Raw genomic sequence first — 11,937 nt, 5'->3', positions numbered from 1 at the left:
GGCGGTTTGCTTGAAATATATAAAAAACGTTTACTTTTGCACTCCACTTTAGGGTTTTGCCCTATGGCCCGGTAGTTCAATGGATAGAATAGAAGTTTCCTAAACTTTAGATACAAGTTCGATTCTTGTCCGGGCTACAAAATAATAACCGCAAATGCTATTTAATGTTGCATTTGCGGTTATTATGTCTATGATTGCTATCATTTTCTTAGTATCAATTCTACTTATTTGAAAAATAACCCACCATCTAAATAAAGTTGAATATTTTTCAATATCTGTCTCATAAACCTAATCACCTGATTTTTTATTATTCTAAGTTCTGGATAAGTATAAGTTCTTCCACATTCTGAAAAAGACTTCTCTCCATGTGCGAGATGATTTCTATTAGCTCGTACTTGGTATAACTTCGTTCCATCTCCAGCAGTATGATGTACCTTCTCTGAAAAACCGAAAAAAACCGCAATTTCACGAATTTTACGAGCATCCAGACTTCCCGAAATTGGGACGCCCTTGAATCCCGATAAGTTTATAACCTCTTCTTCAATAGAAGTTAGTATATCAAAGATTGTTTTTGAACTCTTCTCCTTAAAATTGCGATATTTATGTTGCAACCAAATTTGCTTAATTTCTCTTTTAACTTCTCCATATTTCTTTTTCTCATCAGTAATTCTATCGTTAAGATGCTGCAAAGATTGACTAATCGATGATTCCATTAAATTGTAAAGCAATAAAAAACAATTTGCTTTAAGAACTTTTATTAAATCAGCATCTATTCTCTTGGTTCTATTTGAACCGGGCTTCTTTAACGTAGCATTCTTCTCAGTAATGCTTTCTAACAAACCAAAATAAAGTTCTACTTCTTTTACTCGACTTTCAAAATCATTAAAAATTGTAGTCATTTTGTACGTAGGAGTTTATCACGAACAAATTCAATTCTACTTCTTACTCTATTAGGAGAGTTATGGCTACCACCTGTAACTTCGCCTTCGAACGATACAGTGTTTAGGAAGCTAAAACTAGGTGACTTTATATTAGAATTTTGGCGTAATGCCAAATTGATTCCAACAGAAATAGCTTCAAAACGAGTTCTAGGCGTTTTCGCTGAGTCCTCTTTTCTCTTAAACCCATTGGGAAGATGCTTATCAACAAACTGAAGCATCCTTTCAAATTCTGATTTTAATCTTGTTTTTTCCAAAGTCTTATTCCTTTTAACAGTATATCTGTTAAGGAAGTCGTTAACACCAGAAGTGAAACTTTGATATTCGTCAGAATAAGCAAAAAATCTAAGTATTAACTCTTCAGGTTCTCCTCGCTTCTTTATATTCGGAGTAAAAGTTGTATGCTTTACAAATAAAGGATGTTCCGCACATTCCCGAACAAAATCAAGAAACTTACCTCCGAATATCCCACGTCTCTTTTCCATATCCTTCAATAAATCCGAACCTGTATTAATTCTTTCAAATAACAAGAATCTAATATCATCATCACTCTTATCTGATAGAGTAATCATTCGTATGGTGGAATTTTTTATTTTACGCTGCCTTCCGGCAGGTAAATCCTTAAATGCCATGCCATTTAACTTATCGAGAAGCTCTAAATCAGTTAACTTTAGATGATTGTTCAGAAACGCATCTAAAGTCCTTATTCTCTGAGAACCATCTACAATTTCTAATCTGCCATCCTCTATATCAGCAGTAAAGATGTACGGTACTGGTAGGCCAAGCAGTATTGATTCTATAAATTTTGACTGCCGTTCAGGAGACCAAACAAAATTTCGCTGATATGTTGGCACGAATATTTCGTTTTCATCATTTTCAAGTCCATGATTATACTTAGAAACCAATATTTCGAGCGTAAATTCTTTTATATCATAATCTACAACTCTTTGTTTTTCAATAATCTGTAGTTCAGCGTCTTTAATCTGCTTTTCTGTCACATAATTTTATTTAAGGGTTAGAAATGGGATATAAGCAAAAGCTTTCAATAAAATATTCCTTTCTCATTCACTCAACAAGATTATAAACTATTTCAGAGTTTTTACAGTTATTCATGACAGCTTGACTAGATAGGGCATTTAAAAACTACATTATTTCACTAGAAAATCACTAATAGCATGAAGTAAGGGAGAAAAAAACTTACTACCTCTTGCGATGAACTTCTTTGAAATTTCTACTTCGAGCTCTCTCAAATTTTCAATATCCTGTTGATCAAATAGGTGTAAAGTAAGTTTGGGTTGTTGTTGAAGATTTATGTTCTTCCCTCTCTTTTTAGAGGAATGTTTGGCTACATTCCTTTGTAATACAAGAGCATTATCATTCTTTGAAACTTGTTGCAAACCAAGTTTTTTTTCAAGCAGCTGTGCCTTCATGTTGAATTGGTTTTACAGATTTTAAATAATTTCTTTTCACAATTAGATCATAAAGACGATCAGAAGCACATTTAATTATCGCGACATCGTATTTATCATCAAATTTCTCCTTGTCTATACAATCAATACAAAGGAACCCTAACATGTCATAATTTGATTTATTAACAGATATTGTCGGTATTAACGGATAGACTATTTCGCTATTATAAGGCAATTGTTCATCAGGGTAGGCACTACGACTTGTATTTTCATAATCTTCACTTGCCCTGATATTGTCGTTTTTATAAACAAATTTTTTACTATTTCCAGTAATGACCCCATTTAATATCTTTTGAAATGGGGTATTGCCGATAATTGTATGTTTAATCTCATTATAAGTCAAAGTATCCCGTATAGTGGCATGTTCTGAATCTCTGCAAAGATTCAGAACAATTGTGTTTTCACAAACATTTCCCGTGATGGGCACCTTAACAGACACAGAGCATTTACTTTTTGTTTTTTTATCAAAAACAAATTTGAGTCCGTTACAAGTTTCAATCATAACTGCCATAAATTCAGCATCAGAAAAATCTGTTCTCCGCTGCAACTCATTCACTTTTGCAAAAACATCTGTTAAAGTAATTATTGCATCCCCATATATTGATTCTCTATTTACAAAATGCCAATATCTTCCAACTTCTTCCAAAAAGATAAGACCAAGACGGATGAGATATATAACTGACAGTCCTACAATGCCCAATGTTATAGATTTGGGCACTTCAACTCCTAAAAAATTCTTGCCAAATAACAAGAAAGTTTGGAGTGAACCAATACCACCTAATAGCCATTTCCAGAGTTTCCCCCTTACAGAACGCTTAATGGAAACCCAGACAACTGATAATATTTTTCTAAAATTCATTAATCTTTAATTAAAAACAATTTATAAATCATTTAGTTATACTACTTATTGTCAAATTAAAATAATTTTACACTCACATGACATTCAGCACTATTAGTCGGCAAATTGATGTTATAGTTGCATTGATTGTTAATTTGTAACACAATTTATTTTTCGGATTTATAATGTTTCTATTGCACCTCATACTGTATTTCTAATTCACGAGGGAATAGTGCCCATGTTTTCTTTTGAACTTCTCACCCATATCATTTGAACCTCACAACAATCTCCATCCTTCCGCTTCGTGCTTTCTTTGTATCACAATTCAAAACGAAAGCAAATCATGAAAACAATATTCATTACAGGGACCTCCAGCGGTCTGGGAAAGGCAGCAGTACAGCTGTTTCATAATCATGGATGGAATGTTATTGCCACTATGCGTAACACCGGAAAAGGCAACGACTTCAGCGAATTAGAAAACGTAACAGTACTCCCGCTGGATATCACCAATCCGGAACAGATCAAGTCAACGGTAGCGGCAGCTATTGCCCCTGGCCCGGTTGACGTCGTACTGAACAATGCAGCCTACGGCGCCATGGGACCATTGGAGGCTTTTGCGGACGAAGATATCAGCAAACAGGTAGATACCAATCTGATGGGAGCGATCAGAATTACGCACGCATTCATTCCTCATTTCAGAGAAAAGAAAAGTGGTATGTTCATCAACATCACCTCTATTGCCGGTCTTGTTACATTCCCTTTTGCCAGCCTGTATCACGCTGTTAAATGGGGACTGGAGGCATTCAGTGAAGGAATGACCTATGAACTGGCGCCCTGGAATATCAGCGTGAAGACAGTCGCCCCCGGATTTATCCGCACGGCTTTTGGCGCAAATGCAACACAGGCTACAGCTGCTCCGTATGAGACAGCGCTTGAGCAATACATGAAAGTGGTGACAGGTATGATGGATCCAACCACAAGCGGTTCCACCGCAGAAGAAGTGGCGGCTGTTGTATATGAGGCCGTAACAGATGGAAAAGACCAGGTACATTACACCGCAGGCGCTGATGCCAAAGGGATGTATGAAAGAAGGCTGGAAGTCGGTGCTGAAACTTCACGCGCAGAAATGTCAAAAATATTCTTAGGCTGATCATACTACAGGTCAGGTCTGAAAAGGCCTGACTTTCTTTTAAGTATATTTATAACATGGCAGCTACAACAGATCCAAACATACCGCAGATTGTCTATGCCTGCGTTTCACATAAGACCGTCGACGCTGAATTACTGGTGAGGCAACATGTGATCGAATATATCCTGGCTGGCACCTCGATCGCGTATTATGGTAATAAGTCACAGACTTTTAAGGCCGGTGATATCCGTTTTGCCGTAAGGAACAGGTTAAGCAAATTTGTGAAGCTGCCACATGAGGGGGAAGAATACCGCTCAATCGCTATCTGTATCGACAAAAATACGCTCATGGAAATATCAGCGCCATATGAGCGGAGTATCGCGTCCAGTCAACATTATGACAACGTGCTCCCCCTACGACCCAATAACCTTTTCAAAAACTATATCGATTCATTACTTCCCTACCTGGAACATAGCCACCAGATCACCGGAGAACTGCTGAAAACAAAAGTAAAGGAAGCCGTACTGATATTTATGGACGCCAATCCCGAACTAAAACGTCTTCTCTTTGACTTCAGCGAACCAGGGAAAATAGACCTGCAGGAGTTTATGGAAGAGCACTATCAATACAGCGGAGACCTGGAACATATGGCCTATCTCACAGGCCGTAGCATCTCTACGTTTAAGCGTGATTTCGAAAAGATCTTTCACACCACTCCGGGCAAATGGCTGATACAGAAAAAGCTGGAAGCAGCACATGTTCTACTGAAAGAGAAGAAAATGAAACCAACGGATGTTTACATGGAGGTTGGCTTTAATGATTACTCCCACTTCTTTACCGCATTTAAAAAGTTATTCGGGACCGCCCCTTCTATGGTTGTCTAAGTACTTAATTATCAGTTAACTTTCTTTTCTGGAGTTTATAGGCTACCTTTCCCGGCGAAAGTACGTCGTAACAAGGTAATTATGCCATTTAAAACTATCCGCTATTTAATTCCTATACTACTTTGCTTTGCGCCTGGCGTAAGTGCGAAAACAGGACACCATCTTACCAACAAAGCGGATATGCTGATACAGCAGTATGAGGTACTGGAAGATAAAGGCTACAGCATCACACAGGTAAGTACAGACACGGCGCTGCACTTCTCTCCACTCACCACATTATCAACAAGAAAAAACGCCTACTGGCTAAGACTGGAGATCAGCAATCCCTACCCTAATAATGAAGCATACCTGCTCTCTCTGTCACTACCGATACATTATTCATTATACTATCTGAGGAATGAGATCAGAGAAACAGCTGCATTCTCATCCCGGCAGGTAGAAAAAGGAGTTATTCCTTTTTTATTTAAAAGCGAAACGACGCATATACTGTATTTCCGCATCAACACAGGCGAACTGGCCGCATACGGTCATAACATCCGTCCTGTTATCCATCTTGAGAAAGAAATATCTGCGGCCAGCCGGGAGAAAATGACCTGGATCTCCTGGATCATTTCAGTTTCGTTGCTGCTCTCCTTTGCCGGTTATAATGGATATGTATATTTCCAACTCAGAGACCAGACATATCTGTGGTATGTGATCATGCAGGTCGGTGCGATCATATTTATCACATCCTTCAAGCACATCTTCAATGTACTGCTTCCTTTCGATGTACGCAGGTTTTACCTGAATGCAGAAGGGAGTGTATATGATTACACGATCAACACGTTCTTTTTACATATAGGTGCTGTTATTGTAATGGTAGGTGTTCTGCAACTGACCAGGTCTTATCTGCGCACCAAAGAGCTCCTTCCTGCCTATGATAAGATCCTCCGGTATATGAGCTATGGATACGTCATATGCTGCTGGCTGCCGGCAATCATTACGATAACAGGCATTTATTATCTGGACAGCTATACACTGTTCTACGATAATATTACTGTATTGGTCATTTTCCTGATGGTGCTGTTTACTTCTATTACAGCATACCGGAAAAAAATAAGAGCTGCCAGACATTTTCTGTTGGCGAATATACTCCCTATCATATTTTGTACCTGTACAGCTATTTACTTCCTTGTTAACAATACGCCCAGCTATATGGACAATGGCGCCCTCCTGCCGGAAATCGCCATCCTCTCGCAAATTGTCACATTTACCGGAGCACTGTTCGCCAGGATCCGGACTATTAACGAAGAACTCAAGGTAAAGAACCGGGAAGTTGCCCAGCTGGAAGCTGATATTCTGCAAAATCAACATAAACACTGGTTAATAGAAAGAGAAAATGAACATATTAACCAGACCATACAACAGGAAAAAGAAAGATCGGAGCTTTTACAGCAAAAACTGGATGCCAACAACCGCGAACTGGTAAGTAACAGTCTTTATATTCACCAGAAGAATAAACTACTGGAGGATCTTAAAAAACAGTTATCCGATATTGACGCATTATACCCTCATATGAAACATCCTGAACTAAAAATTATGAGGTCCACCTTAAAGGAACATCAATACCTGGATGCTGAATGGGATAAATTCCGCCTGCATTTTGAGAATGTACATCCCGGCTTTTTTGAGGCATTAAAAGCAAAACATTCCTCACTGACCAATAACGAGTTAAGACTTTGCGCCTATTTTCACATCAATCTCTCCACTAAAGAGATCGCTGTTTTGTTAAATATCGCCCCTGCCAGTGTGCGGCAAGCCAAGACAAGACTGAACAAAAAGCTGGGAAACCCGATAGAAGTCACTTCCGAATCAATTGACAATCAATAATTATTGCATTGTAGACACTTTGTAGATGCCCCTTTTTCACTTTCCTGCCCTAATTCTGCGTTCTTTATCCTGTCGAAACTATTCCGGCCGGATATCCAACTGTTTGACGAGATCAATTAACTCCTTCTCACAAAGCCAGGTGCACTCATCCTGATAGAGGAAGTACACCGTATTCATCATTGTACCCCAAACTTATTACTGAAATCCACAACTGTTTATCCCCATTTCAACCCACATGCTGACTAAAAGGCGCATGAACCATCCACACAACAAGCGTCCTTTTAGTCGGCCGGGATTGACCTCTCCCTTTCTGTCTAATAATTGTTTTTATTTTTCCGGAACACCCGTGTCAGTCTATGCCACCAATGCCAGCGGGGATTTCTACAATAATTCATACCATCATAACCAGCATATGCGCCGGTGATGATGGTACGGGTAGCCCATCCGGATCTTTCTATCACCACTTCAGGCAGCGCCATTATAGATAAGCTAAGACTGACCTGTACACCGGAAAACTGGTCCGGATTGACCAACACTTCCCGGGCATCATATCCCAGACGGCTGATCTGGAGGGTGATTGAATCGGTTTTATGCAGTGATTCCGGCAGCGTAAAGCTAAATTGCCCCTCTCTATTTGTAATACCTCCGATACTGGAATGATCTTTTATCCGAACAGATACCCCATCCAGAGCATTGCCTGCATCATCCATAATACATCCCTCGATACGTTTTTCGCCTCCAATCCGTAAAGAAGGTTGCATCGTAACAACAGGGGTTTTGTTGCTCCCATATACCTGTTCAGGTAATATAGCTGTTAACATGGCCCCCAGTAACATAGCAGGGAAAATTGACCGGGATGGCTCCGGAGGCGCTTGTAATACCCTGTTCAGCTGTGTCGCATCAAAACGACCACAACTATTGCCTTTGTTACGCTTCAGATAAGCCAATATTTCTGCATCCGTCATTTCCGTAAAGTCAGTCACCGTCTTCTGACAACTCAGACAAAAACGACCATCTTCAGCAGGTAACATTTCATTCCAGGGCTGCGTACAACGATCAGGGATACTGAGTATAAATGCGTCTTTCTGCTTCATAGGTATCAGTTTGATACAGGATGCTCAGATTAAAAAAAATCCATAATTAATACAGGCAAAACGGTAATTCTTACCTTTGACACACAGTTAGCCATTTTCAACACGACAATTCCCGTTTATGACACTTAACAAATCCCTGTTTCTTATTGTTTTACTATTACTCTACTCAGCATGTCAGTATGATCCGTACGCCCACAGGTACACGACACATAAACCTGACTTTGAAGATCTCATCGGCACTTACAGATTCAGTGAACAAACCATATCGCAGGATACCGTTAATAAAGCCGGACAAGAGAGTTACATTGAATTAAGAAAAAACGGCACCTATGCGATCTGTGATATCCCGGATGTCTTCCCGGAGAAAGTAAACAGTCCCAAAAAACGCATCACGGGAAACATTTCAGCTAAAGGAAAATGGAATATCGAAAGTGTGGGTAATGTAGATAACGGATCAAATGTGGAAACTCACTGGGGGATCGGATTAACAAACTTCAATAAACAATATACCAGTATCGGGTTTATGGGTAATAAACCTCCCTATGATATTATCATTACACTGGGTGACCCTGATGCAGGAGAAGTCATCATTTTTACGAGAGAAGACTAAAAGCAGCCTGACTATAGTTATCCTGGGTTAGTGCTGCCTTTTTAACGTAGCACTAACCCAGGATAACTATAGTCTAACTACAGCCACACCCTATCCGGGAGCACTGACAGTTACAAAATTACTTTTATTGCATGCAGCCCCGGTTCAGTTCACTTTTCAGCCCGTTTACTATCAGGAATGATACAGCGCATTTTTAAATCGCTTTGCCAGTAATCCGGTGGCCTTTTCCGGATCGATCTCACCCACAATAACACCTACTCTCCCATATGCTTCATGCGCGACACAGGAGCCGTCAGGAGCCACCAGTGATGTTGCTGCATGCGAATAGCGGGCCGCATAATTGGAACTGGCTGTATAGACCGTATTTTCCATCGCTCTGAGCATCACTGCTTTTTCATAATAAGGATTTTCCTTCGCACCCCATTCTTTCAACTCCACACCTTCTGTCTCACTGCCACCAAAATGTGGCATGAACACGATCTTTGCATCCTGTTGCGCCGCCCATCTGACAGATTCAGGATAACGGAACCCTTCATGACAGATTGTAATACCAAACTTCACGCCGTTCACCTCGAAAATACTCCGGGTAGTACCAGCGGTCCACAGTTCATCTTCTGTAGGGTCGAGTTGATTCTTCGTCTGATACCCCAATACATCCCCTTTTTCCGAAACAACAAAGGCAAGATTGACCAGTTGCTCATCGATATACCAATCCATAGGCACAATGATCGTAATAGCATGTGCTGCAGCAATGTCGCATACCTTTGCCAACGCGTGCAATAATGACTTCCTGGAGCGGTCCTCCGGTGCATATCCCATACCCGGATAACCAGGCAGATATGATTCCGGAAAACAGATAATTGCAGCGCTTTCAGCGACAGCTTCTTTTACCAGTTTTTCGAGCCAGAACAGTCCATCCTGCAAGGACTTCGGGAAAGGAGGCGATGCTAATGCTATTTTCATAAAGACGATTTATACGCGGCAAAATTATAGCATATGCCTGTATACTTTATTGTATATTCACAGATATCCCCCAACATATGAAATGTAGCCTCCTTTCTTTATGCATCATGCTGCTGGTTGCCGGCTGCGCTACCCTGGGAAACGCGGACAGCACAACACAGGATACGCCCTGCTGGACACCCCTTAGTAAAAAAGACATGGTACAACTCCGGGGCCAATACCGCCTGGATACACTGATAATACGGGATACACATGTAGGATATGCAGCTAATTTTCCTATTCACAAAGGACACCAGTGCCAGATTCCCGACAATCTCATTCTGGAAAAATGGAATGGTGAGCAAACGCAATATTATGCATTAGCCAGAAATGCAAGCTTTCTGAGTGATTCCACCATCGTCCAATATACCCTGTCTTTAACAAGCGATCCGTTGAGTAATAGTTTTGAAGATGGGATGTGGTTTTACGCGCGTTTTAACAAGAGAAAGATCACTTATGAGGCAAATAAAAAACCGGTTTCTGCCAGTAAAAAACCATCCGTAAACGGAGAGGGTATTTATCGCTATGAAGCGGATTCATTATATAAGGTAAGCGATCAGCAAAATGATGCAGCATTCCGGAAAGTGGCAAAAGAAGGCTTCTATTATCTGCCACCTCCCGGCCGGCTTTTTGACATCTATCCGATCAGTGCGATCAGATAATACATAATGACTTATTTGTTGTTAATGACAGGGGTTCCACTGCTATCAGTATTAATCGCTGCACCCAATGCCTGCAGAAAACCCAGACGGTCAGTCAATACATCACTGCTGATGATCTTTCCATCTTTCAGTTCGTACTTCACGATACCTGCTCCGGTCACATATTTTCCTGTAGCCGGAATGTGCTGATAGGTTCCTTTGTGCGTACCCTGAAATTGCTGGAATACAACCACTTTATCTCCTTCTGCAACCATATCTTTGACCACCCATTGCGCGTCCGGGAAAGCCGCTATTAATGGCTGCAATTGTTCTCCGAATGTACCCGGATAAACATCTGAAATGAACAGAGATACGTTGGATATATCCCTTTTATTGAAGACAGTTTCATACATTTTACTAACTACTGCTTTGTTATTCATGATAAGCTCCTTTTGTTTTAATGTCTGTGCTGCTGATAATAAAGGCATTGCTATTACAGCCGACAGGATTACTGGAATTTTCATCGTTTATTTTCCACAAAACTAGCTACCGCTCAGGACCTGGAATTGTAAAAAATCATTGATTTATCTCCGGAGCTAATACCAGCAAAACAATACTTAACAGGCATGAGAAAACAGGTCGTTATATCCAGCATTGACCGGCTGAATAGGTGCGGGCATCTCCCGCTATCAGCACCCGCTCTCCATTATCTGTACAGAACAAAGTCCCCATACGCTCCGACAACTGCAGCGCCTTCAGCTCCTTTTTCCCCAGTTTTTCGCTCCAGTAAGGAATGAGCGAACAATGTGCAGAGCCTGTCACCGGATCTTCCAGTATAGACGCCTGCGGGGTAAAAAAGCGGGATACAAAATCACACTGCTCCCCTGGCGCCGTAACAATTACACCGCCCGGGTCCAGATTGATCTGATCCAGGATCTGACGGTCTATCTGTATATCCCGGATATCCTGTTCGTGACCATACACCAGTACATAATCTCTCGCTTTCAGTACAGCCTGCGGTTGCTTATTCAGTGAACGACTGATCACATCGGGTAATGTAGCGGATACCGGTTTTCTGGAAGGAAAATCCAATACATACCGCGCTCCGCTGAAAGTCACTTTTAAAGGCCCGCTGGCGGAAGTGAACAGGATACTGTCTTTATCATAATTGAGAAAGGTCTTAATCACATGTGCGGACGCCAGCGTAGCATGCCCGCAGAGGTCCATTTCTATTTCCGGCGTAAACCAGCGTAATGCAAAGCCATCTTCCTGTGGGATGAAAAACGCGGTCTCAGCCACAGCATTCTCCCGCGCGAGTAACAACAGCTGCTCATCCGGCAGCCACTCTTCCAGGGGAATCACACAGGCGGGATTACCGCCAAAAACGGCTGTGGTGAATGCGTCTACCTGGTATAAGTTCAATGCTATCATGGGAAAGGGTATTAAACGTAGAAAGTCAGCAA

General features: G+C 41.0%; 13 protein-coding genes and 1 tRNA gene. 6 read left to right on the top strand and 8 right to left on the bottom strand.

Features of this window, described 5'->3' with window-relative positions:
- The first annotated feature begins 65 nt into the window (after window positions 1–65).
- A tRNA-Arg gene (locus BMZ72_RS19040) sits at window positions 66–137 on the top strand.
- An 87-nt stretch (window positions 138–224) separates the two neighbouring features.
- Here BMZ72_RS19040 and BMZ72_RS19035 read toward each other — a convergent pair.
- The 4 genes from BMZ72_RS19035 to BMZ72_RS19020 all read right to left on the bottom strand — a co-directional run bounded on the left by BMZ72_RS19035 (window position 225) and on the right by BMZ72_RS19020 (window position 3,266).
- A complete protein-coding gene (locus BMZ72_RS19035; protein WP_089811134.1) occupies window positions 225–899 on the bottom strand; it encodes an MAE_28990/MAE_18760 family HEPN-like nuclease in 675 nt (224 codons plus the stop codon).
- Window positions 896–1,936, bottom strand: coding sequence for a DUF262 domain-containing protein (locus BMZ72_RS19030; protein WP_089811132.1), 1,041 nt, complete (start codon window positions 1,934–1,936; stop codon window positions 896–898). The genes BMZ72_RS19035 and BMZ72_RS19030 overlap by 4 nt, the downstream gene beginning before the upstream one ends.
- A 150-nt stretch (window positions 1,937–2,086) precedes the next feature.
- Window positions 2,087–2,368 (bottom strand): hypothetical protein, encoded by a 282-nt coding sequence (locus tag BMZ72_RS19025; RefSeq protein WP_089811130.1) that lies wholly within the window; start codon window positions 2,366–2,368, stop codon window positions 2,087–2,089.
- Window positions 2,349–3,266, bottom strand: a complete 918-nt coding sequence (locus BMZ72_RS19020; protein WP_089811129.1) for a hypothetical protein — start codon at window positions 3,264–3,266, stop codon at window positions 2,349–2,351. Before BMZ72_RS19020 ends, BMZ72_RS19025 begins: the two co-directional genes overlap by 20 nt.
- 322 nt (window positions 3,267–3,588) lie before the next feature.
- Between BMZ72_RS19020 and BMZ72_RS19015 the strand changes: the two genes are divergently transcribed.
- The 3 genes from BMZ72_RS19015 (at window position 3,589) to BMZ72_RS19005 (ending at window position 7,127) form a co-directional block, all read left to right on the top strand.
- Window positions 3,589–4,395: an SDR family oxidoreductase gene (locus tag BMZ72_RS19015; RefSeq protein WP_089811126.1), complete on the top strand. Its 807-nt coding sequence runs from the start codon at window positions 3,589–3,591 to the stop codon at window positions 4,393–4,395.
- Between the two features lie 56 nt (window positions 4,396–4,451).
- Window positions 4,452–5,258, top strand: coding sequence for a helix-turn-helix domain-containing protein (locus tag BMZ72_RS19010; protein ID WP_089811124.1), 807 nt, complete (start codon window positions 4,452–4,454; stop codon window positions 5,256–5,258).
- Window positions 5,259–5,339: 81 nt separating this feature from the next.
- On the top strand, window positions 5,340–7,127 hold the full coding sequence (locus BMZ72_RS19005; RefSeq protein ID WP_089811121.1) for a 7TM diverse intracellular signaling domain-containing protein: 1,788 nt from the start codon (window positions 5,340–5,342) through the stop codon (window positions 7,125–7,127).
- Between the two features lie 314 nt (window positions 7,128–7,441).
- Here BMZ72_RS19005 and BMZ72_RS19000 read toward each other — a convergent pair whose 3' ends face one another.
- Window positions 7,442–8,221: a carboxypeptidase-like regulatory domain-containing protein gene (locus BMZ72_RS19000; RefSeq protein ID WP_089811119.1), complete on the bottom strand. Its 780-nt coding sequence runs from the start codon at window positions 8,219–8,221 to the stop codon at window positions 7,442–7,444.
- A gap of 118 nt (window positions 8,222–8,339) precedes the next feature.
- On the opposite strand from BMZ72_RS19000, the gene BMZ72_RS18995 reads away from it, so the two are divergent.
- The gene (locus BMZ72_RS18995; protein ID WP_089811118.1) at window positions 8,340–8,831 is read left to right on the top strand and encodes a hypothetical protein; all 492 of its coding nucleotides are present in this window, start codon (window positions 8,340–8,342) and stop codon (window positions 8,829–8,831) included.
- Window positions 8,832–9,002: 171 nt separating this feature from the next.
- Here the strand turns inward: BMZ72_RS18995 and BMZ72_RS18990 are convergent, their stop codons facing one another.
- Window positions 9,003–9,794, bottom strand: a complete 792-nt coding sequence (locus tag BMZ72_RS18990; protein ID WP_089811116.1) for a carbon-nitrogen hydrolase family protein — start codon at window positions 9,792–9,794, stop codon at window positions 9,003–9,005.
- Between the two features lie 77 nt (window positions 9,795–9,871).
- Between BMZ72_RS18990 and BMZ72_RS18985 the strand changes: the two genes are divergently transcribed.
- Window positions 9,872–10,495, top strand: a complete 624-nt coding sequence (locus BMZ72_RS18985; RefSeq protein WP_143087727.1) for a hypothetical protein — start codon at window positions 9,872–9,874, stop codon at window positions 10,493–10,495.
- Window positions 10,496–10,506: 11 nt separating this feature from the next.
- Here BMZ72_RS18985 and BMZ72_RS18980 read toward each other — a convergent pair whose 3' ends face one another.
- Both BMZ72_RS18980 and BMZ72_RS18975 read right to left on the bottom strand, forming a co-directional pair.
- Window positions 10,507–10,998 (bottom strand): ester cyclase, encoded by a 492-nt coding sequence (locus BMZ72_RS18980; RefSeq protein ID WP_089811111.1) that lies wholly within the window; start codon window positions 10,996–10,998, stop codon window positions 10,507–10,509.
- A 118-nt stretch (window positions 10,999–11,116) separates the two neighbouring features.
- Complete coding sequence (locus BMZ72_RS18975) at window positions 11,117–11,905, bottom strand: PhzF family phenazine biosynthesis protein (RefSeq protein ID WP_218155265.1); 789 nt, start codon at window positions 11,903–11,905, stop codon at window positions 11,117–11,119.
- Between the last annotated feature and the right edge of the window lie 32 nt (window positions 11,906–11,937).

The sequence above is a fragment of the Chitinophaga sp. YR627 genome, assembly GCF_900114995.1.
GTDB lineage: Bacteria > Bacteroidota > Bacteroidia > Chitinophagales > Chitinophagaceae > Chitinophaga.
This window is presented reverse-complemented; position numbering and strand designations above follow the sequence as displayed.